The organism is Microlunatus ginsengisoli (genome assembly GCF_039537205.1).
Lineage (GTDB): Bacteria > Actinomycetota > Actinomycetes > Propionibacteriales > Propionibacteriaceae > Microlunatus > Microlunatus ginsengisoli.
Genome location: NZ_BAABAB010000005.1, coordinates 57693 through 81833, shown reverse-complemented (window position 1 = coordinate 81833; position 24141 = coordinate 57693). Strand labels below are relative to the sequence as shown.

The 24141-nt window shown below is 71.1% G+C and carries 20 protein-coding genes; 8 read left to right on the top strand and 12 right to left on the bottom strand.

Annotation, left to right across the window (positions count from 1 at the left end; genetic code table 11):
• Positions 1-75 precede the first annotated feature (75 nt).
• From ABD747_RS02660 to ABD747_RS02635, 6 genes are all read right to left on the bottom strand, one after another.
• A complete protein-coding gene (locus ABD747_RS02660; protein WP_344801536.1) occupies positions 76-702 on the bottom strand; it encodes a TMEM175 family protein in 627 nt (208 codons plus the stop codon).
• Positions 699-1331, bottom strand: coding sequence for an SLAC1 family transporter (locus ABD747_RS02655; RefSeq protein ID WP_344801535.1), 633 nt, complete (start codon positions 1329-1331; stop codon positions 699-701). The genes ABD747_RS02660 and ABD747_RS02655 overlap by 4 nt, the downstream gene beginning before the upstream one ends.
• A gap of 43 nt (positions 1332-1374) precedes the next feature.
• The gene (locus tag ABD747_RS02650) at positions 1375-2004 is read right to left on the bottom strand and encodes a TetR/AcrR family transcriptional regulator (RefSeq protein WP_344801534.1); all 630 of its coding nucleotides are present in this window, start codon (positions 2002-2004) and stop codon (positions 1375-1377) included.
• 39 nt (positions 2005-2043) lie between these two features.
• A complete protein-coding gene (locus tag ABD747_RS02645; protein ID WP_344801533.1) occupies positions 2044-2781 on the bottom strand; it encodes a DUF998 domain-containing protein in 738 nt (245 codons plus the stop codon).
• A 99-nt stretch (positions 2782-2880) separates the two neighbouring features.
• Complete coding sequence (locus ABD747_RS02640; RefSeq protein WP_344801532.1) at positions 2881-3792, bottom strand: LysR family transcriptional regulator; 912 nt, start codon at positions 3790-3792, stop codon at positions 2881-2883.
• A gap of 1 nt (position 3793) precedes the next feature.
• Entirely contained in the window at positions 3794-4429 is a 636-nt protein-coding gene (locus ABD747_RS02635) for a TetR/AcrR family transcriptional regulator (protein ID WP_344801531.1), read from the bottom strand.
• Between the two features lie 208 nt (positions 4430-4637).
• Here ABD747_RS02635 and ABD747_RS02630 point away from each other — a divergent pair, with 208 nt between their 5' ends.
• The 3 genes from ABD747_RS02630 to ABD747_RS02620 all read left to right on the top strand — a co-directional run bounded on the left by ABD747_RS02630 (position 4638) and on the right by ABD747_RS02620 (position 9028).
• Positions 4638-5135, top strand: a complete 498-nt coding sequence (locus ABD747_RS02630; RefSeq protein WP_344801530.1) for a DUF2306 domain-containing protein — start codon at positions 4638-4640, stop codon at positions 5133-5135.
• Positions 5136-5277: 142 nt separating this feature from the next.
• Positions 5278-7629 carry an endopeptidase La gene (lon, locus tag ABD747_RS02625; protein WP_344801529.1) on the top strand — a complete coding sequence of 784 codons (2352 nt, stop codon included), beginning with the start codon at positions 5278-5280 and terminating at the stop codon, positions 7627-7629.
• A gap of 169 nt (positions 7630-7798) precedes the next feature.
• Positions 7799-9028, top strand: coding sequence for a thrombospondin type 3 repeat-containing protein (locus ABD747_RS02620; protein ID WP_344801528.1), 1230 nt, complete (start codon positions 7799-7801; stop codon positions 9026-9028).
• A gap of 138 nt (positions 9029-9166) precedes the next feature.
• On the opposite strand, the gene ABD747_RS02615 is transcribed toward ABD747_RS02620, so the two are convergent.
• The 4 genes from ABD747_RS02615 to ABD747_RS02600 all read right to left on the bottom strand — a co-directional run bounded on the left by ABD747_RS02615 (position 9167) and on the right by ABD747_RS02600 (position 14320).
• On the bottom strand, positions 9167-10168 hold the full coding sequence (locus ABD747_RS02615) for a TerC family protein (RefSeq protein ID WP_344801527.1): 1002 nt from the start codon (positions 10166-10168) through the stop codon (positions 9167-9169).
• A gap of 698 nt (positions 10169-10866) precedes the next feature.
• Complete coding sequence (locus tag ABD747_RS02610; RefSeq protein ID WP_344801526.1) at positions 10867-11928, bottom strand: SIS domain-containing protein; 1062 nt, start codon at positions 11926-11928, stop codon at positions 10867-10869.
• Between the two features lie 35 nt (positions 11929-11963).
• Positions 11964-12872 (bottom strand): N-acetylglucosamine kinase, encoded by a 909-nt coding sequence (locus ABD747_RS02605; RefSeq protein ID WP_344801525.1) that lies wholly within the window; start codon positions 12870-12872, stop codon positions 11964-11966.
• A complete protein-coding gene (locus tag ABD747_RS02600; protein ID WP_425562470.1) occupies positions 12869-14320 on the bottom strand; it encodes a sugar porter family MFS transporter in 1452 nt (483 codons plus the stop codon). Before ABD747_RS02600 ends, ABD747_RS02605 begins: the two co-directional genes overlap by 4 nt.
• 199 nt (positions 14321-14519) lie before the next feature.
• Here ABD747_RS02600 and ABD747_RS02595 point away from each other — a divergent pair, with 199 nt between their 5' ends.
• The 5 genes from ABD747_RS02595 to ABD747_RS02575 all read left to right on the top strand — a co-directional run bounded on the left by ABD747_RS02595 (position 14520) and on the right by ABD747_RS02575 (position 21409).
• Complete coding sequence (locus ABD747_RS02595) at positions 14520-15236, top strand: GntR family transcriptional regulator (RefSeq protein ID WP_344801523.1); 717 nt, start codon at positions 14520-14522, stop codon at positions 15234-15236.
• 221 nt (positions 15237-15457) lie between these two features.
• Complete coding sequence (locus ABD747_RS02590; protein WP_344801522.1) at positions 15458-17302, top strand: S8/S53 family peptidase; 1845 nt, start codon at positions 15458-15460, stop codon at positions 17300-17302.
• Positions 17299-17889, top strand: a complete 591-nt coding sequence (locus ABD747_RS02585; protein WP_344801521.1) for an RNA polymerase sigma factor — start codon at positions 17299-17301, stop codon at positions 17887-17889. The genes ABD747_RS02590 and ABD747_RS02585 overlap by 4 nt, the downstream gene beginning before the upstream one ends.
• On the top strand, positions 17886-18395 hold the full coding sequence (locus ABD747_RS02580) for a carboxypeptidase-like regulatory domain-containing protein (protein ID WP_344801520.1): 510 nt from the start codon (positions 17886-17888) through the stop codon (positions 18393-18395). The genes ABD747_RS02585 and ABD747_RS02580 overlap by 4 nt, the downstream gene beginning before the upstream one ends.
• A gap of 434 nt (positions 18396-18829) precedes the next feature.
• Complete coding sequence (locus tag ABD747_RS02575) at positions 18830-21409, top strand: CHAT domain-containing protein (protein ID WP_344801519.1); 2580 nt, start codon at positions 18830-18832, stop codon at positions 21407-21409.
• A 201-nt stretch (positions 21410-21610) separates the two neighbouring features.
• Here the strand turns inward: ABD747_RS02575 and trpS are convergent, their stop codons facing one another.
• Positions 21611-22633: a tryptophan--tRNA ligase gene (gene trpS / locus ABD747_RS02570; RefSeq protein ID WP_344801518.1), complete on the bottom strand. Its 1023-nt coding sequence runs from the start codon at positions 22631-22633 to the stop codon at positions 21611-21613.
• 142 nt (positions 22634-22775) lie between these two features.
• Positions 22776-24131 carry a hemolysin family protein gene (locus ABD747_RS02565; protein WP_344801517.1) on the bottom strand — a complete coding sequence of 452 codons (1356 nt, stop codon included), beginning with the start codon at positions 24129-24131 and terminating at the stop codon, positions 22776-22778.
• Positions 24132-24141 lie beyond the last annotated feature (10 nt).

Below are 24141 nucleotides of genomic sequence, written 5' to 3'. Positions count from 1 at the left end.
CCCAAGCCGCATAGCTGCCGCCGGCAGACCGTTGCCGAGTTGCTGCGGGGAGCACGACCTCTCGCGAGGGTTGGGTCAGCCGCTCGGGCTTCGCCGCCGCGCGACGGTGCTGTCGATGGTGCGGGCGAGGATGAGCAGCAGCAACGTGTACATGCCGATGTCGGCGTCGAGCATGCTGAGCACGGTGCTGAACGCCAGGATCGCGGTCATCGTCCAGGCCAGCCGGATCCTGAACGTCGAGGGAGCCGCCCGGCTGGACAGGGTCCCGATCAGCGCCGTGAGGACCGAGACCAGCAGGAGCGTGCCGATGTAGATCGGCGCGCTGACCGTGTTGAGATGGCGGCCCACGATGGCCGTCGGGAACGGTAGGAACGCGATCGCCAGCAGCCAGGTCATGGTCAAGATGTTGATCGAGGGAAGGTCGATCCCCTTGTCGGCGACGGACCGGACAGCGGCCGCATGGGCCGACCAGAAGAGGTAGGTGACCACGAAACTGATCGCGAACGACAAGAACAGGTCCGAGTGCGCGGCCAAGGAGGCACCGATCCGGTCCGGGTCGATGTCGACGGTCACATCGACGAGGGGCAGGACCAGCAGGGTCATGGCGATCGCGACGATCCCGTCGGTGAGCGTGATCGATCGTTCGACCCCGGCGCCGCCCAGCGGGGTGACCCGGCGACGGGTCGTCTGCCGGTCGGTCATCGCCGGGCTCCGTCGCGGGCCGGGCCGCGGCCGGGCAGGGGCCGTCCTGCGGTGACGGGGGCCGGGGCGGGGCCGGGCCAGAGTCGCCCGGTGGCGAGGGCCACGATCGTCCTCGTCGCGATCGACCCGATCAACAGGGTGATCGCGGCGAGCAGGGCGTACTGCCAGACGGGATAGGCCGGCGGCCGGAGGGCTTCGAGCCAGGCGATGCCGGCGGTGGCGACGGCTGCCCAGCTGAAGGTGAACGACCAGGTGCTGGGCATGAACGGCAGCCGGACGTACGTCGGGAACAGCCGGACCTGCGCGAGGACCATCAGCAGCCCGTAGCCGCCGAGGATGGCGGCGACGGTGTCGATCTGCTCGCCGCGCAGCCTGAACCAGGCCAGGCCGGCGATGGCGGCCGGCGCGACTTCGATCGCGAGGGTCGGTAGCAACGGAGTCGGCAGGCTGGGACGAGCGAAGAGCCGCGCGAGCATGATCGAGCCGAGGATGAACCAACAGATCAGGCCGAGCCCGAACATGACGGAGGCAAGCACCGGTTGCCCGGCCACCGATGCGCAATAGGAGGCGAGCAGCCCGCCGGCAACGGTCGGCAGGAAGTACCCGGGGTACAACGAGTCGACCTTCATCTCGACGGCCCCCGCCGCGCGGGTCGGGTGCGGATCTCCCGGTTCAGTTGCTGAGCTCGGAGACCGCCGCCCGATAACGGATTCCGTCCGGGTTCAGGGCCAGCAGCTCGTGGAGCAGTTGTGGCCGCGTCGTCTCGAGTTCGCCGGCAAGCCAGCCGCACAGCACTGCCGACCAGCCATGGCTGAGGTAGATGACGAGCAACCGCAGCGGTCCCTGACTCGCGTTTTCCCAGCCGGGTAACGCCTGCAGGAGCCGGAGGGTGCTGGCCTCGATGGCCAGGCCGATCTGCCGACGGGCCAGCGCTCGATCGTGGAGCACGGCGGCGCGCAGCGCCGACCGGTTCTCCTCGACCGCGGCGATGATCATCGAGCCGGTGGTCGCGGCCAGTCCGTCCCGGCCACCGGAGCGGAGCGCGGCGGTGCTGCCCTCGTAGATCGAGGCCAGCGCCGATTCCAGCAGGTAGAGGCTGAGGTCGCCGACGCTGCCGAAGTGGGCATAGAACGATGACCGGTTGACGCCGGCGACGCGGACGATCTGACTGATGGTCGGCACCGCGTCTGCGGTCTTGGACAGCTCGACGTACGCCCGAGCGAGTTTCGCCCGGGTGTCCCGGGCGCGAGGATCCTGGCTGCGGGCCCGGACCGCGTGGATCCGTGGGTCGTCGAGCGTCATCGATTCCACGGTAGCGGGCGTGGTGGGACACGACCGGGGTCAGCGTCGCTGGAGCGACGCCGATGCTGGCGCGTCGGCGTCTGCCCGCTCGGTGGCCCGATCGGTGAGCACGAGCACGCCGGCGAGCAGGAGCCAGAGGTTGGCCGGATATCCGGCGAGCCGCTCCATGGTGCCGGCACCCAGCCCGAGCAGCAGCGCCGGACCCGCGGTCTGTGCCGCGCTGGACAGCACGGACGCGGCCAGCCCGATCCCGGAGAGCACCACACCCGCGACGCCGACCCCGGCAGCCGCTGCCGTGCCGTGGTGACGGATGAGCGCGATGCCGAGCAGCAATATGCCCAGCTCGCCGAGCGGGATGTTGAGTGCGCCCAGCAGGTGGAGGGACAGCTGGGTGTTCTCCGGATATAGCCCGGTGAGCACCTTGCCGAGGCCGGCGACGATCAGCAGGACCACGCCGATCCGGGCCGCCGGCCCCGGTGGCCAGTACGACCAGAGCAAGATCATCGCGGTCACGAGGAGTATTCCGGACAGGATGAACGACGCGTTCATCACGGCGTGCCAGGGCGAGCAGACCTGTTCCGTTCCGCCGTGCGGCAAGTTCACGGTGCCGCACACGGTCACGCCGAGGTCGCTGATGTAGTTCCGGGACAGGCTGTACGGCGTGCTCCAGGCCGCGGCGGCGACGAGCTGGGCGACTGCGTACTGCACGGTTCCGACGATCAGCAAGACACCTCCCCAGGTGGCACGGCGGTCGGGCTGGCGGGCGGCTTCGAGCATGACGGCTCCTCTCAGGGATGGTGGATGCGCCGCCGACCGTCCCGGGTCCGGGTCGGCGGAGGAGATGGCGAGCGACTCAGCGCCGACCGGTCGGACGGCTCACAACGACGCTTCGCACGATCTGTTCCGATCGTGTGCGGCTTGCAGCTCGGTCACCGCGACTCGGCTGAAGTCACCGAGCAGCGGATCGTTGTTGCCCTTGCGCAGGGCGATGAGCACCTCACTGGGCCCCGCGCCGTCCACGGCCACCGTTGCCAGCTCGGGCCGTCGATAGAGCGCGGCCACCGACTGCGGCACGACCAGGGCTCCCTGGCCGGCGGCGACCCGTTCGAACCGCTCGACCGCGCGCTGGTCGAAGGTTCCGTTGCCGGTCCGATTGAGCCGGACCGTTCCCGACTCGGCTGGCAGACCGGTCAGTTCGGGTACGTCGGTGACCGACTGGAGCAGCCCCAACCAGCGAAGCTCGTGAACGCTGATCCGCGGCAGTGCCGCGATCGGATGGTTCGTCGCGACCACGACGACGCGGGGCTCGACGAACAACGGCAGGCACTCGAGCTCGTCGGCGTCGCACGGGGATCGGACGAGTCCGGCGTCGACCCGCCCGCTGATCAGCAGGTCGGCCTGGTCCCGGGCGGAGGTGACGACGAGATCGAGAGCGACCCGCGGGTGGCTCTGCTGGAACCGCCGGGCCAGCGCCGTCACGGGGATGCCCGGTCGGAAGCCGACGGTGAACGTACGACCGGGAAGCCCCGCCTGCCGCGCGCGGCGGACCAGATCGGCGGACGACTGCAGCAGACTCCGGGCCTCCTGCAGAACCCGACGACCTTCGCCGGTGACCACGACTCCCCGACCGGTCCGGGTCAGCAGGGACACGCCGAGATCGGTCTCCAGCGCGCGAACCTGCCGGCTCAGCGCCGGTTGCGCCACATGCAGATGCTGTGCGGCGGTCCGGAAGCTGCCGCACTCGGCGACCGCCACGAAATAGCGGAGCTTGCGCAGATCGAGGTCCATGTCAGCCCCTCGACTCGACCGACGTCACCGGCACCGCCGTCATCACCCAGTCGGGGACGAGCAGCGCGAGCCAGTCGACCAGTTCGGCCCGGGTCATGCTCACCTCGCCCAGCAACCAGCCGCAGATGACGGCCGCCAGACCGTGCCCGACGTACTCCGCCGACGCACTCCGCGTCAACGGCGTCAGGCCGCCGAAGCTCGACACCTGCGCGTAGTAGTCGAGGACCCGCGAACTCAACTGCGCGCCGAGCGCCTGCTCACCGAGCGCCCGGTCCCGGGCCAGCACGGCCATCAGCGGATTCGCCGGGTCGCTGACCCGGTCGAGGATCTCCGCGATCACCAGCGTGTTCGAGGCGCGGGCCGGCATGGTCCGCCGGTTGTGACGGCCCAGGTTCTCCGTGTGGACCTGATCGAGGTTCCGGTCGATCGCATAGAGCGCGAGCTCGTCGACCGTGCCGAAATGGGCGTAGAACGACGACCGGTGCAGCCGGGCGCGGGCCACGATCTGCGGAACCGTCACGTTGCCGGCGTGCGCGGCCGACAGCGCGACAAAGGCCTCGACCAGACGCCGTCGGGTCTCGGCGGCTCTCGGGTCCAGCCCCCGTCGCGGAGTGGCGTCGTGCTCGACCTCGGTCAACGCGCTGCCCCCGCTCCCGGCCTGTCGGTGCTCTGGCCTCATTCTCCATCAACTGTCGGAGAAGTTCGACCCCTCGGACACGGCGATACCAACTCGGCATCGCCGCCGGAGCACCGCGCGCAAGCCGAGCGTGGAACACCACGACCCGATGCCCGCGGGGCAGATCGGACCCTGTCACCCGCCCACACTCGGCCGTAGCGTCGTCGTCGTGCTGCCCGCCTGGACGTTCCTGATCGCCACTCACGCGATGGCAGCCGCCCTCAGCCTGGTGCTCGGACCGTTCCAGATCATTCGCCGTCCCAAGGGGGACCCGGTCCACCGGCTGGTCGGTCGGTGCTGGGCGGTGTTGATGCTCTACGTCGCCGCCGGGTCGTTCCTGTTCGGCGGCTACGACACCGCGATCGCGATCTTCCTCCGTGTTCTCGCGGCCTGGACCCTGTGCAGCGTGACCCTCGGCATCGTGATGGCCCGCCGCGGGAACGTCCGCCGGCACCGGGGATTCATGATCGGGACCTACGTCGGGCTGGTCGCCGCCTTCGTCGGCGTGGTCGCGGTCCACACCCGCCGCGTACCGGCCTGGTTCGTCGTCCACCCCGTCTGGATGTCACTCGTCACGGTCGCGATCATCGCCGTCGCAAGCCTGTTCCTCGCCGGTGTGGAGGCCACGACGGGCCGCCGGCAGCGGGCGCTTGCCGGCTCGCGCTGAGCCGGGCCGAACCCCGTCACCGGCCGTCCGGTCCGCCGACCGGCCTCGGCGTTCGCTCACGGAGAACGCGGAAGAAATCGGTCTCCAGCGGCATTGAGTCGATGACGCTCAACTTGCGTCACCCTGACTTGGAGGCATCCACGTGACGACAACTCAACTGCCCGTCCTGTTCCTGAACGACCTCGTCGTGCTGCCCGGCATGGTCGTCCCGATCGAGCTGGACGAGACCGCGCGGGCCGCGATCGACACCGCGCGATCCAGCGCCGACGACACCCTGCTGGTGGCGCCGCGGCTGGAGGACCGCTACGCCGCGTACGGCGTGGTGGCCAGCATCGTCCAGGTCGGCCGGCTCGCCGGCGGCGAGCCAGCCGCGGTGCTGCGGGCGGAGCGGCGGGTCCGGATCGGCTCCGGCGTGGCCGGTCCCGGCACGGCGCTGTGGGTCGAGGCCCACGAGATCGAGGACCCGGACGCGGACACCGACGAGGTGCGCAAGCTCGCGGCCGACTACAAGAGTTTGGTCATCGCCACCCTGCAGCGGCGCGACGCCTGGCAGGTGATCGACACCGTCAACCGGGTCACCGACCCGTCGGCGCTGGCGGACCTGGCCGGCTACGCGCCCTATCTGGACGACGAGCACAAGCGCCAGCTGCTGGAGACGCCGAGCGTCCGGGAGCGGCTGAGCACGCTGATCGGCTGGACCAAGGACCACATCGCCGAGGTCGAGGTCAACGACAAGATAGCCGGTGACGTCCGCGAGGGAATGGAGAAGAGCCAGCGCGAGTTCCTGCTCCGCCAGCAGCTCAACGCCATCCGCAAGGAGCTCGGCGAGGACGAGCCGGAGGGCGCCCAGGACTATCGGACCCGGGTCGAGGAGGCGGATCTGCCCGAGGACGTCCGCAAGGCCGCCCTGCGCGAGGTCGGCAAGCTCGAGCGGGCCAGCGACCAGAGCCCGGAGTCCGGCTACATCCGGACCTGGCTGGACGTCATCCTGGAGCTGCCGTGGGACACGAAGACGGTCGACTCGACCGACGTCGCCGCAGCGCGGGCCGTGCTCGACGCGGACCACCACGGCCTGGAGGACGTCAAGGACCGGATCGTGGAATACCTGGCGATCCGCGGCCGGCGCGCCCAGCGTGGGCTGGAGGTCGTCGGCGGTCGCGGCTCGGGCGCGGTGCTGGCCCTGGTCGGTCCGCCCGGCGTCGGCAAGACCTCGCTCGGCCAGTCGGTCGCTCGTGCACTGGGCCGCAAGTTCGTCCGGGTCGCCCTCGGCGGCGTCCGGGACGAGGCCGAGATCCGGGGTCACCGGCGGACGTACGTCGGTGCGCTGCCCGGGCGGATCGTGCGGGCGATCACCGAGGCCGGTTCGATGAACCCGGTCGTGCTGCTGGACGAGATCGACAAGGTCGGCTCGGACTACCGCGGCGATCCCAGCGCGGCCCTGCTGGAGGTGCTCGACCCGGCCCAGAACCACACCTTCCGCGACCACTACCTCGAGGTCGACCTCGATCTGTCCGACGTGGTCTTCCTGGCCACGGCGAACGTGCTGGAGACGATCCCGCAGCCGCTGCTGGACCGGATGGAGCTGGTCAGCCTCGACGGCTACACCGAGGACGACAAGATCGCCATCGCCCGCGGTTACCTGCTGCCCAAGCAGCTGGAGCTGGCGGCCCTGCGGTCCGACGAGGTCGAGGTCACCGACGGCGCGCTGCGCGAGATCGCGGCCGACTACACCCGCGAGCCGGGCGTACGTCAACTGGAGCGGTTGCTCGCCAAGGCGCTGCGCAAGGCGGTCACCAAGCTGTCAGCGGAGCAGGCGCCGGAGACGTTGGTGATCACCACCGGCAACCTGCGCGACTACCTCGGCCGGCCACGGTTCACGCCGGAGGCGCACGAGCGCACGTCCGTGCCGGGTGTGGCCACCGGGCTGGCGGTCACCGGGATGGGCGGCGACGTGCTGTTCATCGAGGCGAACGCGGTCGAGGGCCCGGCCGGATCGAATCGGGGTGGCTTGACGCTGACGGGTCAGCTGGGAGACGTGATGAAGGAGTCCGCCCAGATCGCCCTCTCCTACGTCCGGGCGCACGCGATCGAGCTCGGTATCGCCGACCCGAGCGTGCTCGACCGGCAGATTCACATTCACGTGCCGGCGGGAGCGATCCCCAAGGACGGGCCGTCCGCCGGCGTGACGATGGTGACCGCGCTGACCTCGATGGCGCTCGGCCGACCGGTCCGCTCGGACGTGGGCATGACCGGTGAGGTCACCCTGAACGGGCGGGTGCTGCCGATCGGCGGGGTCAAGCAGAAGCTGCTCGCGGCCCAGCGGGCCGGTTTGACGACGGTCTTCCTGCCGAAGCGGAACGAGCCCGACCTGGACGACGTACCGGCGGACGTGCTCTCGGCGATCGATGTCCGGCTCAGCACGGACGTGGCCGAACTCGTCCGGCAGGCGATCGAGCCGGGCAGCACGGCAGGCGAGACCACCCTCGCCGCGTGAGTAATTCTCGACCCGAGATCGACCGCTCGCCACCGGGTCACGCCTGATCGGCGACTCGGGGTCCAATCGAGGGTCGAGAATTACTCGGATCGATATCGACCTGACTGGCACGGGCCGGTCTCCCTACACTGGGGAGACCGGCCCGTTCGGCATCAGGAGGGTCTGCGCCATGGGCGATCTGGACCGCGTCAGGTTCGGTGGTGAGATCGTCGACCGCCGCACCAGCAACATGCTGCGCGAGGCCCAGCGGATCGCGAACGAGAAGGACCCCAGCATCGGCAAGCTGCACCTGAGCCAGGGTTGCTTCTGCCACGGCGTGGCCGCGTCCGCCGGCACCCACTCCGGCGCGGGCGCGTTCGATCTGTCGGTGCGCGGCTACTCCGAGCACCAGAAGGAGATCATCGCGCTCTCGCTGCGCAAGGTGGGCTTTGCGAGCTGGCGCCGGATGCCCAACCAGGGTCCGTGGCCGGAGCACATCCACGGCATCGCCATCGGCTCCAAGCAGCTGCCGTCGGTCGCCCAGAGCCAGGTGCGGAGCTACCTGAACGGGCGCGACGGGTTGGTCGGCAACCGGGTCGACCACCAGGACCGGCCCAAGACGCTGCTCACCTGGGAGCAGTACAAGGACAAGTACCTCGACGGCCAGAACAAGCCCGACAGCTCCCCGGTCGCCGACACTCCGACCGCCGAGCCCCAGCCGGATCCCACCGATGCCGCGGCGGACCCGTACGACATCACCGCCGGTCAGGGCGTGACCACCACCGCCCGGGACAGCGACAACGACGGGCTCACCGACGACTTCGAGAAGCTGATCGGCACCGACCCGCTGAACGCCGACACCAACCGCAACGGGCTGACCGACGGGCAGGAGTTCTTGGCCACCCAGGGGCGCGGCACCGGGGTGGTCGTCGACTCCGACCACGACGGCGTCGCCGACTGGCTGGAGACTGCGGCGCAGGGCGCCCAGGCCGCCCGCGCGGCGGCGATGACCGCCGCCACCGGCCAGCCGAACGGCCCGGGGGCGTACGGGACCGGTGCGTACGGGCCGGGAACGTATGGGCCGGGAACGTACGGACCGGGAGCGTATGGGGCCGGAACGTATGGGCCGGGAACGTATGGGGCTGCAGGCTACGGTGCCGGTGCGGCCGGCGTCGGGACCGCTGGCATCGGCACCGGCGGAATCGGAGCCGGCGGAATCGGCACGGGCGGAATCGGCACGGGCGGAATCGGCACGGGCGGAATCGGCACGGGCGGCACTCCCGGCACCGGATTGGGCACTCCGGTCGGCACCGGTACCCCCGGCACCGGAGCGGGTGTTCCGACGGGCACCGGTGTGCCGGCACCGGCCACCGGCGACGCCGCGAGCGCGCTGGACGCCGGCGACAGCGCGGCCGGCTGACCCGAAACTTCCTCGCAGCTGGGCGGTACCGCCCGCACTCCCGACTCCGCGCCTCGCAAGGCGACTCCGCACCTGACAGGCGACTCTCGAAAGGCGACCTCGCACCCCTCACTGTGCGCAGTCGACCTCCGGCGATCCTCAGCGCACCGCGCTGGACGACCCCTCCGCCGCCCGGTCCTCGTCGTACTTGGACTTGATCAGGCTGGCCACGGTGGTGATCGTCAGCGTGACGATGATGAACGTCAGCGACAGCCAGATCGGGATCTCGCCGGCGAACGGAGCCCAGTCGGCCAGGTGGTAGTGGTGCAGCGCGTGCAGCACCAGCTTCACCCCGATGAAGGCGAGGATCACCGCCAGGCCGAGCGACAGGTAGACCAGCCGCTTCAGCAGGCCGCCGATCAGGAAGTACAGCTGCCGCAGCCCCATCAGGGCGAACACGTTCGCGGTGAAGACCAGGTACGGCTCCTGGGTCAGCCCGTAGATCGCCGGAATCGAGTCGAGCGCGAACAGCAGATCGGTGCTGCCCAGGGCGATGATCACGAAGAGCATCGGCGTGATCAGCCGCTTGCCGTCCTCGCGCACGGTCAGCCGGGTGCCGCGGAAGTCGTCGGTCGCCGGGAACCGTTTCTTCACCATCCGCATCATCGGGTTCTCCGGCAGCTCCTCACCGCCGTCGTCGTGCTTGCGGTAATCCACGACGAGCTTTCCGGCGGTGTAGACCAGGAACGCGCCGAAGATGAAGAAGACCCAGGCGAACTGGTTGATCGCGGCGGCACCGAGCGCGATGAAGATGCCGCGGAAGATCAGCGCGAGGATGATGCCGACCAACAGCGCGTACTGCTGTAGCTCGCGCGGCACCTTGAGCTTCGTCATGATGATCACGAAGATGAACAGGTTGTCGATCGACAGGCTGTACTCGGTCAGCCAGCCGGCATAGAACTGGGCCGCGTACGTCGGCCCGGAGACCCACCACACCCCGAGCCCGAACAGCAGCGCGAGCCCGACGAAGACACCGATGAAGATGCCCGCTTCCTTCATCGAGGGCTCGTGCGGGCGGCGGCCGATCACGAAGACGTCGACCGCGAGGATCGCCACCATCACGACGACGGTGATGATCCAGGCGTAGAGGTGAACGTTCAACGGAGGGAATCCTTCCGAGACTGACTGACGGGACGTTCGTGCAGGTCTCGGAGGTCTCTTCCGCCGGGCCACATGCCCGGCCGGGGCACCGGGCTCGACCCGGGAATGACCGGGGTCGATGACCGAGGTGACGATGCCGTCGCTGGGGAATACTCCCCTCCGCCGCCGATTCTGACAGCCTCACCTCCGAATGACGAAATCGAGTCGGTCGGACGAGCCGCTCAGCCGGTCCTTATCCAGTATGACGTTCGTCACTCCGCCGACGCGGACCCATCGCGCCCCGGGGCCGGCCGGCGCTCCTGGCCCCTCCCCGAAATCCCGCCGCGGCGGGATTCTCGGGCCGGATCCCACCGAATCGGGCCCCACTTTCCCGCCACGGCCGGATATCGCGCTCCGGGGCCAGCCGCCCCCGGACTCCCCGGCCCAGCGCAAACCTGCGCCGCAGAATCCCGCCCCGACGGGATTCTCGGGCCGGATCCCACCGAATCGGGGCCCACTTTCCCGCCGCGGCCGGATTCTGCGCTCGGGGCCGGCCGCCCCACGGACTCCCCGGCCAGCGCAACCCTGCGCCGCAGATTCCCGCCCCGGCGGGAATCTCAGGCCGGATCACGCCGGATCAGGCCCCACTTTCCCGCCACGGCCGGATTTTGCGCTCGAGGCCAGGCCCCAAGCGACAACGGGCGCGCGGCCGACCGCAGTCAGAGCGTCTCGGTCACCTTGCGCAGGCCGCGGGGGGCGTCCGGGTTGCCGCCGCGGGCGATGGCCAGGTGCTGAGCCAGCTGCTGGAACGGCAGGATCTCCAGCAGCGGGGACAGCTCCTCCGACGCGCCGGCCGGCAGCGCGACGCCGACCGAGGCCCGCTCGACCGCGGCGGCGCTGCCCACGCAGAACACGTCGGCGCCTTGCTCGGCGAGCCGCGGCAGCACGTGCCCCATCGCCTCGCCGCCGACCCCGTCGGCGACCACGGCCAGCACCGGGACCTGCGGCTCGATCATCGCCAGCGGCCCGTGCAGCAGGTCGGCACCGGAGAACGCCTGTGCCGACAGGTACGACGTCTCCATCAGCTTGAGCGCCGCCTCCCGCGCGGTCGGGTAGGAGTAGCCACGCCCGGTGGTCACCAGCCGGGTCGCGAACCGGTAGCGCTGTGCCAGCAGGGCTACCCGGTCGTCGGCGGCCAGCAGCTGCTCGCCGAGCCCGGGCAGCGCGGCCGCGGCGGCGCCGGAGCCGCCGCGCACCCGGTCGAACAGCAGGTGCAGGGTGAGCAGCTGCGCGGTGTAGGACTTGGTCGCCGCGACGGCTCGCTCCACCCCGGCCCGGACGTCCACGTGGGCCGCCGCGGCCAGCGCCAGCGGCGAGTCGGCCTTGTTGGTGACGGCGATGGTCAGCGCGCCGCACTCGCGGGCGACCTCCAGCGACCGGACCAGGTCGGGCGAGCCGCCCGACTGGCTCACCCCGATCATCAGCACGCCGGCCAGGTCCGGGCGGGCGCCGTACGCGGTCATGGTCGACGGCGAGACCAGCCCGCAGGGTAGCTGCAGACCGATCTCGGCGACGTACTTGCCGTAGAGGGCCGCGTGATCACTGGTGCCGCGCGCGACGAACTGGACGAACCGCGGCCGGTAGCGCGCGATCAGGTCGGCGGCGCGGGCGAGATCGCTGTCGGCGGCCCTGGTCTCGGCCAGGAGCCGGCGCCAGACGTCCGGCTGCTCGGCGATCTCGGCGGCCATCAGGGAGCCGGCGGCGGGAGTGGTGATCGGCATGAAACGAGTTTCCTTTCTCAGCGGATGGTCGAGGTTCAGAGGGCGGCGGCGAGGCGGGCGGCGCCGTGGGCGGGATCGCGATCGAGCACGCGTACGTCGGTCAGCCCGATTGTCGCGAGTCGCTCGCTCACCCCTGCGGTCAGGATGGGCTGGTGGACCAGGACGCCGCCGCCGAGCACGACGGGCAGGTCCGCGTCACTCAGGACCCGCGCGACCGAGCCAACCAGCTCGGCGAGCTCGCCGGCCGCGGCGTCCACGATGGCGCTCGCGGCCGGGTCGCCGTCGGCGGCCAGCTCGAACACCAGCCGCGCGTGGCCCGCCCAATAGCGCCGCTCAGGCGTTGCGTAGAAGTGGTCGACCAACTGGGCCGGCCGCTGCAGACCGCAGTCCGCGGCGAGCTGTTGGGACAGCCGGTCGGGGCGATGCCCGCGATCGACCAGGCGCAGCGCGTGCCGGACCGCTTCGCGGGCGATGCCGTACCCGCTCCCCTCGTCGCCGAGGAGATAGCCCCAGCCACCGGCGCGCGCGACCGCACCGGAGGGCGTACGTCCCCACGCGACGGAGCCGGTACCGGCGATCAGCGCGATCCCGTGATCCAGCCCGGCGGCGGCGAGGATGAGCTCGGTGTCGTGCACGACCCGGACGGCCGCACCGGGGACCTTTGCGGCGATCAGGTCGCGCAACCGGAGCTCGGCCTCGACCGTGTCCACCCCGGCGGCGCCGGCGCAGACGGTGGTGATCGGTTGGCCGTCGGTGGCCCGGATGAGCTGATCGAAGATCGAGTCCAGCTGGCGGCCCGCCTCGGCCGTGCCGACCGAGGCGAGGTTCGAGCTGCCGGCCATCGCCTCGTGCCCGTGCCGCAGGCTGACCGCATGGGTCTTGGAGCCGCCGATGTCGATGCCGACGACCTGGCCGGTCCGGGCCGGCGCGACGGGCGCGCTCACTTGGCGTCGCTCTGCACGGTCCGGTCGGCCGGCGCGATCTGCTCGGCCGGTCCGTCGGTGGGCCAGGTGCCGCCGTTCTCCCAGTAGTGGCGGATGTCCTCGAGGGGCCGGCCTTTGGTCTCCGGGGCGAGCTTGAAGACGAAGGCGAAGGCGGCGAGGGCCAGCACACCGAAGACCACGAACGTGCCGGCACCGCCGAGGCGGGTGAGCATCGTCAGGAAGACGGCGGCGACCGCGACGTTGGCGACCAGGTCGGAGGTCAGCATGGCGCTCGAGCCCAGCGAACGGAGCCGGGCCGGAAAGCTCTCACCGGCGTACACCCAGACCAGGGCGCCGAAGCCGAACGTGAACCCGACGGTGAACAGCAGCAGGCCGAGGAAGCCGAAGAAGGTCAGCGCACCGCCGAAGTCGGAACCGATGGTGAACACCGCGACCAGCAAGGCGTTGGCGGCGATCATGATGCCGATCCCGGTGAGCAGGATGGGCCGGCGGCCCAGCCGGTCGACCAGGACCATCGAGACGAACACGGCGATCAGACCGGCCACCTGGACCAGGGCGGGCAGGCCGAGCAGGGCGAAGTTGCCGTGGAAGCCCATCGCCTCGAAGATCCGCGGGCTGTAGTAGACGATCGCGTTGATGCCGGTGATCTGGACGAAGAAGCCGAGTCCGATCACGAAGATGGTGGCGCGCAGGAACGGCTTGCGGAACATCTCCCGGAGGTACTTCGTCGTCTTGCCCTTGCCGCCCTCTTCCTCTTGCAGCGCGGCGGCCATGTCGGCGATCTCCGCGTCGACGTCGGTATTCGGCTCGATCTGGGCCAGCACCCGCTTGGCGTCCTCACGCCGGCCGCGCATCATGTACCAGCGCGGAGTGTCGGGCAGCCGGAGCAGGAGCAGCAGGATCAGCACGCCGGGGATGGCGGCCATGCCGAGCATCCAGCGCCAGCTCTCGGTCTCGGCCAGGGCCCAGGCGACGAGGTAGCCGGCGATGATGCCGATCACGGTGGCGACCTGGTAGAGCACCAGCATCGCGCCGCGGATCGCCGGAGCCGACGACTCGGCCACGAAGACCGGCACCACGACGACCGAGATGCCGATCGTCAGGCCGAGCAGGAACCGAGCTCCGACCAGCGTCGGCACCGACCAGGCCAGGGCCGAGACGAGCGAGAACGTGGCGAAGGTCGCGGCCACCAGCACCATCGACTTCTTGCGGCCGATCTTGTTGGCCAGCGCGCCGCCGAACACCGCGCCGAGCACCTCGCCGACGACGACGGCCGTGGTGACCAGCTGCTGCTGTCCGGTGGTCAGCCCGAAGTCTTTGGTCATGAACAGCAGTGCGCCGGCGATGTTGGACGAGTCGTAGCCGTAGATGACGCCGACGGTCGCCGCGGCGACGGCGACCAGGATGCCGAGCCTCGACGAGTTCCTCAGGTCGTGCAGCAGTCCCATGGGGGGCTCCTTCGTTGGGGTGACAGTCGGGCTCGCGCGACGGACGCTCGGGGATTGCGGCCCGAAGATTGGTCTATACCTTTTCGGTAGTCCGATATTGGCATAGACCAATCTCACGTGTCAACAGATAGGTATAGACCATTCACGCAGATGTGACGCACCACTCAGAAAAGGTGTAGACCATTGCTAGACTGAGCGCATGAGCGCCCCGACGGTGAAGGTTCCGCGCTACTACGCGGTGAAGACCCAGATCGCCGAGCTCATCGACGGCGCGCCCCCGGGCACCGCGATCCCCACCGAACGCGACCTGGCAGTGCGCTTCGACACGTCCCGGACGACCGTCCGGCAGGCCCTCGCCGAGCTGGTCGTCGACGGGCGGCTGGAGCGGACCCAGGGTCGCGGCACCTTCGTCGCCGAGCCCAAGGTGGTGCAGGTCCGCCAGCTGACCTCGTACTCCGACGACCTGCGGCAGCAGGGCCGCTCACCGTCCAGCACGGTGCTCTCGGTGACCAAGGAGGCGGCCTCGGACGCGGTCGCCGCGCACCTGCAGCTCGAGCCCGGTGCGGTCGTCCACCGGGTCGAGCGGCTCCGCGGCGTCGCCGGCGAGCCGCTGGCGCACGAGGTGGCCTGGCTGCCCGGACCGCTCGCCCGGCTTCGGCAGGAGCTCGAACGCCGCGGCTCGCTCTACCAGACCATGCGCGAGGCGTACGGGATGCGGCTGAGTCGCGCCGAGGACACCGTGGAGACGGCGCTGGCCGGACCGCTCGACGCCCAGCTGCTCGCGGTCGACGTCGGGCTGCCGATGCTGCTGATCCACCGCACGGGGTACGACGCGGGCGGCCGTCCGGTGGAGTGGACCCGCTCGGTGTTCCGCGGCGACCGGTTCCGATTCGTGGCGGTCAGCTCCATCGACTGAGAGCCGCCCGTCCGGGGAGGACGGGACCCGGACAACCCACGGACAACGTGGGCACGATCAGGTATCAGCGGTCGCGTCGTGCGCTCTTGGTCCGATATGAATGGACTGTCAGGTCGGGGGGCCTGCGGCGCGTGCCGCCGGGTGTCGTTCGGCGCCGTCGCGGGTGGTCCAGGAGGTCGTCGCCTCCTGGCACGTGTCGTCGTCGAACCGGGGGGCCCCGCATGACCGAAGATCGTCCTACGCCGTACGAGCGGCTCCGGGAGGAGCCTCAGCGCCGCTCGCCACGGCCCGAGCACCTGGCCCGGCACGCCGGCCGGACGCTGGATCCGTCGACAGCGGTCCGCTTCCAGGGCCAGCAGCTGCAGCAGACCGTCTATTCGGGCAGCCGGCTGCTGGTCAGGCCGTTGGCCGATCTGGACGCGATCCTCGCCGGACTCCGTGCCGCCGCCGACGAGCACAACCTGGACATCGACGTCAACGACCTGGACGAGCGCCTGGTGGCGATCGCCCGCGAGGCCGGGATCGGTCCGGACGAGCCGCAGCCGCTGGTGCTGCGGGTCGAGCTGCTTCCCCGCTGGGACGCGGGGCCGGTGTCCCCGCCGGACGCCTGGCCGGTGCTGCAGTCCTACCGCAACCGATTCGCCGCATCGGCTCCGGAGCGGTCGGCGGTCCAGCTCGATCACCTGCTCACCTCCCATGCCGAGGGCCAGCGGGGCGGCATCACCGGCAATCCCTACTGGCAGGCGACCGGGGTGACGGGCAACCCGTACTGGCAGGCCGCCGGAGTGACCGGCAATCCGTACTGGCAGGCGGCGGGCGCCGGCGCAGACCCGTACTGGCAGGCCGCGCCCTACTGGCAGGCCGCCGACACCACCGCGACGCCGTACTGGCAGGCGGCCTCCGAGCTGGCCTCGTACGGAACGCCGGGCTGGGGTGGCCGCACCCCGCTGGCGTACGTCGGCCCGGACCCGGCGCGCTGCCCGGACGAGTGGATGGAGGGTCGCCGCCGCCCGGTGGTCGCACTGCTCGACACCGGCGTCGGCGAGCACCGGTGGCTGCCGGACGAGGTCGTCGACCGCAACCCGACCTGCGCGGGCCTGCCGATCGGCATCACCGACCCGCTGACCGACCCGGAGAACCCGGGCGTCACGATCAACCCGCTGATCGGCGGGCTCGACGTGACGGCCGGTCACGGCACCTTCATCGCCGGACTGATCCGACAGACCTGCCCGGACGCGAACATCCTGGCCGTCCGGGTGATCCGGGGCGACGGCGTGGTCAGCGAGGCCGACCTGCTCGAGGCGCTGAACATGCTGTGGCTGCGGCAGAAGCTGGCGATCGTCCGGGGCGAGCCCGAGCACCTGATCGACATCTTGTCGATGTCGCTCGGCTACTACCACGAGGACATCACCGACGCCGAGTTCGACCCGTTCCTGCTGGCGCCGCTGCGCGCGTTGGCCAGGCTGGGGGTCGCGATCGTCACCTCGGCCGGCAACGACGCCACCACCCGGCCGATGTACCCGGCCTCGTTCGCGCCGTGGTCCGGCGGCCTGATCAGGCACTTCGATCAGGACGAGGTGCCGATCACCGCGGTCGGTGCGCTGAACCCCGACCTCACCATCGCCCTGTTCTCCAACGCCGGCGAGTGGGTCCGGGCCTACCGGCCGGGGGTCTCGCTGGTCAGCACGCTGCCCGCCTTCGACGCCTCACACGCGCCGGCGGTCGAGCTGAAGCGGAACGGCGTGATCCGGGCAACGGTCGATCCCGACGACTTCCGGTCCGGGTTCGGCCTGTGGAGCGGTACGTCCTTCGCGGCGCCGATCCTGGTCGGCGAGATCGCCCAATTCCTGAACACCAGGGAGACGCTGCCGCCGACCGAGGTCGACCCGGTGCCGGCGGTCCGGCGCGCCTGGGCCGCTATCCGCAAGCTGGTCCCGGCGGTCCGCCGACCCGGCGAGCCCGACCCCGACGACCCGGATGCGGGCGGCGAGGACGAGGACGGCCCGGAGAAGGAATGGACGGCGGCCGACCGCGACGGCGACACCGACGGGGAGGCCCGGGAATGACCGGCGGCACCACCGACGAGAGCCTGGCGGTCCGGGCCGGCCGGCTGTTCAGCGAGTTCCGCAGCGGCGACGAGCGGAAGATGGCCGACCTGGTCGCCCTGCTCACCCCGATCCTGTGGCACACGGCGCGGGCGACCCGGCTGGACAACGCCACCGCCGAGGACGTCCTCCAGACGGTCTGGCTCACCCTGGTCCGCAAGGCCGACACGATCGACGAACCGCTCGCCGTGCTGCAGTGGCTGGTGATCACCACCAAGCGCGAGGCCTGGCGGGTCTCCAAGAGCCAGACCCGCACCCGGCCGGAGGATCTCGAGTCCACCGCCGCGCCGCTCGCCGACCCGCGGACCGACGTCGAGGCAGAGGTGATCGGCGGGCAGACCCAGCGCCTGCTCTGGCGGCAGGTCGAGAAACTGCCCGACCGGTGCCGGACCCTGCTCCGAGTGATCGCCTTCGCCGATCGACCCGACTACGCCGAGCTGGCCAAATCGCTCGGCATGCCGCAAGGCAGCATCGGCCCCACCCGGGGTCGATGCCTGGCCAAACTCCGCGTACTCCTCGCCAACGACCCCTCCTGGGAGGTCCGATGACCACCTCACCCGCCGACCGCGAAGGCCAGCTGGCCGAGCAGCCACTGGACAACGAGGATCTCGCGGTCCTCAACGCCATCCGGGCGATGTACGACGAGGCCGATCCGGTGCCCGCCGGGTTGGTCGAGCGGATCCAGTTCGAGATCACGCTGGACGCGCTGGAGGCCGAGCTGGCGACCCTGATGCAGCTGGACCTCGCCGACGCCGGCGCGCGCGGCACGGCGACAGAGTCGGTCCGGACGATCACGTTCACCAGCGAGAGCCTGACCACGATGGTGACGCTGACCCCGCAGCCCGGCGGTACCGTCCGGGTCGACGGTTGGGCCGCGCCGGGCGCCGGGATCCAGGTCGAGGTGCTGCTGCCGGGCGGCCCGCGGGAGACGCGGGCCGACGAGGACGGCCGGTTCGTCTTCGAGGGACTGCCCAGCGGGCTGGCCAAGTTCGCGCTGCACCTGGAGAACGAGAGTGGCAGCTCGACCGTGATGAGCCCGACCATCGAGCTCTGAGCTCACCCGGCGCGCCCCACTGTCCGCGCGCCCCTGTCTCCCTGACACCGCTGCTCCCAGACCCCGGCGCTGTGCCCGCAGCCCAAAGTCCGGCCATGGCGGGAAATCGGGGCCGATCGGCGCGCCATCGCCCCGATTTTCCCGCCGCGGCCGGACTTTTCGCTCGGGCGTGGCAGATCGCCCCGCGTCACCGCGGGGCGTACGGCAGGTGGACCGGAGGACGTACCGAACGTGGACTGGGCGCTCGACCCGCTCCGGCCGGGCCCTGATCCGCCCCCGTTCGGCGGTAGGCTCGAGATTCGGCTGTCGATCCCACCCCTGGTCAGGCCCGGATTCCGGGTCAGCCGCGGATCAGCGGCCGATCCCGAGTCCCTCGGGTGCCGTCGTCGCCCGCCGAGGCCGGCGAGAAGGGCACCTCTGCACGAAGGAGCGTCGTGGCGACCGCACCGGCGACGGTGACCGAGCACGCTGCCCAGCTGCACCAGCGCGCGCTGTCGCAGTGCGCCCGCAGCCGGTTCGACCTGGCCGAGCGAACCCTGCTGCGGGGCCTGCGGCTGCTGGAGGCGCCGGAGCAGGCCGACCAGGCGGAGGCGCAAGCCGTCCGGGTCCGGGTACTGATGACGCTGTCGACGGTGGAGACCGAACTGCACGGCCGCGACGCGGGGCTGGCCCGGTTCGAAGAGGCGGAGCAACTGGCCGCGGTATCCGGAAATCCCGCCCTGCAGTTCGCCGTCGACTCCGCGACCGCCTTGAACCTGTTGCGCCGCGGCGACCACGACGGCGCGCTGGAGCGTTTTGCCTCCGCCGAGCGGAACATCAAGTCGGCGACGACGTCCGAGGCCTGCATCCTGTTCCTCAACCGGGGCAACCTGATGCTGCAGAACCTTCACCTCGCCGCGGCCCGACGCGACCTCGACCGCTGCATCGAGCTCGCCGACGCCGAGCCCGACAACGAGCAGCTTCGAGCCTGGCAGTTCATGGCCCGGCACAACCTGGGCTATCTGGAGTTCCTGGCGGGCAACCTCCCGCTCGCGCTGCGGATGATGGACTCCGCGGCTGCGATGCCGGTGGCCGTATCGCACGGCATCTCGGCCCTGGACAAAGCCCGGGTGCTGATCGAGGCCGGGCTGAGCGACGCCGCCGATCAGACCCTGCGTGACGCCGAGGCCGAGTTCCGCCGCGGCCGGCTGCACCACGAACTGGCCGAGACCGAGCTGGCCCGGGCGGAGTGTGCGGTGCTCGGCGGCGATCTGCGGTCGGCCCGGACGCTGGCGGGCTCGGCCCGCACCCGTTTCCGGCGGCGGTCCGACGACCGGTGGCGCCGGGTCGCCGAGCTCGCGCTGCTCTCCGCCGACCTCGCCGACGGCCGCCCGCCGGGACGGCTGGTCGGTCCGGCCGAGCGGCTGGCCCGGGAGTTCGGCGAGCAGGGACTGCAGCTCCAGGCGCGGACGGCCGAGCTGATCGCGACGACCGCGCTGACCCGGCTCGGTCAGGTCGAGCACGCCGAGCAGACCCTCGAGCAGCTGCCGCCGCTGTCGGCCAGCGACCCGATCGCGGTCCGGCTGCAGCAGCGCGCCGCCGCGGCGGGTGTCGCCCGGGCCGCCGGCCGGCCGGCGGTGGCCCGGCGGCAGGTCCGTACCGGGCTCGCCGACCTGAGCCGGCACCAGGCCAAGTTCGGCAGTCTCGACCTGCAGACCTCCAGCGCGATCCACGGCGCCGAGCTGGTCCGGCTCGACCTCGAGCTGGCCCTCGCCGACGGCAAGCCGCGCCAGATCTTCGACGCCATCGAGCGCGGCCGGGCCGTCTCGCGCCGGCTGACTGCGGTCACCCCGCCGACCGGCGAGTCCGCCGATCTGCTGTCGGAGCTGCGGCAGCAGAGCGAGATCCTCAAGGCGATCGGCGACGACCCGACGATGTCCACGGCGGCGGCCGACATCCGGCACCGGATCGCCGCGCTGTACGACCGGCTCAGCGCCATCTCGTGGTGGTCCGACGGCGCCGGCGACATCGGCAAACCCGCCTCGATGCAGGCGGTGAGCGACGTCGCGGCCGTGCTGGACAAGACCTTGGTGTCGTACGTCAACCTGCACGGCGGCTGGTCCGCCGTCGTCCTCTCGGGCGGCTCGGCCCGCTGGGTGCGGCTGCCGGGCGACGACCGGACCATCGAGCTGTCCCGCCGGGCGCAGGCCGACCTTGACGTGCTCGCGTACGGCACGCTGCCGATCCCGCTACGAAGCGCGGCCACCGCCTCCCTGCAGCGCACCCTCGCCCTGCTCGACGAGCTGCTGATCGCGCCGCTGGAACTGGGCGACGCGGCGCTGGCGATCATCCCGACCGGTCCGACCACCACCCTGCCGTGGACCTGTCTGCCGAGCCTGCGCGGCCGCCCGGTCGAGGTCGCGCCGACCGCGACGTCGTGGCTGGCGGGCGCCCGCGCCGAGGACGTCGCCGGGCCGCTCCGCGTCGGCGCGCTGTGTGGGCCGGGGCTGTCGACCGCGCCGGCCGAGGTGACCGAGATCGGCCGGCTATGGGGACCGCGGCTGCCGGACGGGGTCCGGAGCGAGCTGCACGCCGGGCGGGCCGACCTGGCCGACGCACTCGCCACCGACACCGTCGTGCACGTCGCCGCGCACGGGTCGCACGTCCGGCAGAACCCGATGTTCTCCTCGCTCGAACTGACCGACGGACCTCTGTACGCGTACGAGATCGCCGGTCGGCGCGTCGCCCCACACGTCGTGCTGTCGGCCTGCGAGCTCGGCCAGGCGACCACCCGACCCGGCGACGAGGCACTCGGGCTCACCAGGGTGCTGCTGCACCTCGGTGCCCAGTGCGTGGTCGCCGGAGTCGCCCAGGTGGCCGACGAGCTGGCCGGCCAGGTGATGGCCGACTACCACAGCCGGCTGGTCGCCGGCGACGACTCCGCCAGCGCGCTGGCCGCCGCCACCGCCACCGGCGACTACGCGCCGTTCGTCTGCTTCGGCTCCTCTTGGCGCACCCTGCCGGGCCCCACCTGACCCCGGCCGGCCCCCGAAGCCCCGTCCGCCGGAGCCCCGTCCGCCGGAGCCCCGAAGCCCCGTGCCCCCGGAGCCCCGGCCCCCACTCCCGGACCGGAAAGTGTGCAGCTCTTGCAGCGACACGCCGGTGGCGGCTGCAACACCTGCACAGTTTCCGCAGGAGGATCCGGTGGCGCCGGGCGAGCGGGCCGAGGCTGGGCGCTACAGCGGGCGCAGGCCGACCTTGCGGTAGACGTCCGCGACGGTGCCGGCGGCGACCTCGCGAGCCCGCTCGGCACCGCGATCCAGGATGCCCTGCAGCTCGGTCCGTTCGCCGAGCAGTTCGAGCGTCCGGTCCCGATAGGGCACGGCTACCTCTGAGACGGCGTCGGCGACGGCCTTCTTCAGATCGCCGTAGCCGTGCCCGGCGAAGTCCGACACCAGCTGGTCGATCGACGTCCCCGTCAGCGCGGCCAGGATCGTCAGCAGGTTCGAGACACCGGGCTTGTTCACCTCGTCGAACGTGATCTCCCGGCCCGAGTCGGTCACCGCCGACTTGATCTTCTTGACGTTGGCCTTCGGGTCGTCCAGCAGCTCCACGATCCCGCTGGGCGCGGAGAACGACTTGCTCATCTTTCCGCTCGGGTCCTGCAGGTCCTGGATCTTGCCGACCGACTTCAGGATGTGCGGCTCCGGCACGACGAAGGTCGGGCCGAACCGGGAGTTGAAGCGCACCGCCAGGTCACGGGTGAGCTCGAGGTGCTGGCGCTGGTCCTCCCCGACCGGCACCTGATCGGCCTGGTAGAGCAGGATGTCGGCGGCCATCAGGACCGGGTACGTGAACAGGCCGACGCTGACCGAGTCCGAGCCGATCTTGGCCGACTTGTCCTTGAACTGGGTCATCCGCTGCGCCTGCCCGTATCCGGTCAGGCAGGACAAGATCCAGGACAGCTGGGTGTGTTCGGGCACCTGGGACTGGAGGAAGACGGTCGAGCGGGCCGGATCCACGCCGGCGGCGAGCAGCTGGGCCGCGGCCCGGAGCACCCGTTCGCGGAGGACCACCGGGTCCTGCTCCACGGTCAGCGCGTGCAGGTCGGCGACGCCGTAGAACGCGTCGTGGGTGTCCTGCAGCGGCACCCACTGCCGCAGCGCCCCCAGGTAGTTGCCGAGATGCATCGAGTCGGCGGTCGGCTGGACGAGCGAGAGGACCCGGGGTCGGGCCGGATCGGAGGTGGGCGCAGACACGAGAGTGGATTCTGCCACGCAGGACACCGGCGCCCCGACCGGTTATCGGCCCGACTGTCGCATTTCGGGCGCTCGATCGGGCCCGAAGCCCGGATCGTGACGCTCCGGCGGCTCGAGCGCCCGAAATGCGTCAGTTCGCGCGTCAGAGTGGTCCCGGGACACCGACCTGATCCCGCTCGGGATCGGAGTCCTCCCGACGACGCAGCCAGAACCGCGAGGCGCGCCGCCCGTCCAGCTCGGTGACCCGCAGCTCCAGCCGGACGGCCGCCTCCGGATCGGCCTCCTCGGCCGCCTCCGTCTCGATCTCGTCGCCTACCGCGGGCAGCCGGCCCAGTCGGGCCATGAAATAACCGGCCAGGGTGTCGTACGGCCCCTCCGCCAGCACGAGCCCCGTGCGCTCCGCGAACTCGTCCAGCGACAGCAGCCCGTCCACCTCGAACTCGCCCGGCAGCCCGACCGCGTCCTCGACCACCACGTCGTACTCGTCGGCGATCTCGCCGACCAGCTCCTCCACCAGGTCCTCGATGGTCACGATGCCGGCGGTCCCGCCGTACTCGTCCATCACGAGCGCGATGTGCTGCCGCTCCCGCCGCATGTCGTTCAGCGCCCGCAGCACGCGAACGGTCCCCGGCATCGAGAACACCGGCCGGGTGAGCTCACGGATCGGGGTGGTCCGGGTGCTGACGTCGGGATCGAGCAGCTCGCGCAGGTGCAGGAACCCGATCACGTCGTCGGCCGACTCCCCCATCACCGGATAGCGCGAGTGCGGCGCCTTGAGCACCTCCCGCACCGCCCGGTGCGCGGGCATGTCCCCGGGCAGGAAGTCGACCTCGGTCCGCGGCACCATCACCTCGCGCAACGCCCGCTCTCCGGCGGAGAAGACGTCGTCGACGATCTTGCGCTCCTCGTCGGAGATGGTGGTCGAGCCGCTGACCAGCGCCCGGATCTCCTCGTCGCTGACCTCCTGGCGACCGGCCGAGGGGTCGCCGCCGAACAGCCGGACCAGCACATTGGTGGACGCTCCCAGGAACCAGATCACCGGCCGGAGGATGCTCGCGATGCCGTCCACCAGCGGCGCCAGGGCGAGCGCGAACGCCTCAGAGCGCTGCAGCGCCAGTCGCTTGGCGGTGAGCTCGCCGACCACGATCGAGACGTAGGAGATGATGATCGTCACCACGATCAGCGCGACCGTGGAGGCGATCCCCTCCCGCCACCCGAACGTCCGCTGCAGCACCGGCGCGAGCCGATCGGCCAGCGTCGCGCCGCCGAACGCGGCGGACAAGAAGCCGAACAGGGTGACGCCGATCTGGACCGCGGACAGGAACCGGTTGGGGTTGTCGTTCAGCTTCGCGACCGTACGTCCCCGCTTACCGCGGTGCGCCAACTGGCGGACCTGGCTGTCGCGCAGCGAGACCAGTGACATCTCCGCGGCCACGAAGATGCCGCTGGCGAGGATGAGCACGAGGATGACGAGGACGTCGAGCAGGGTCTGGTTCATCGGCTGGTCA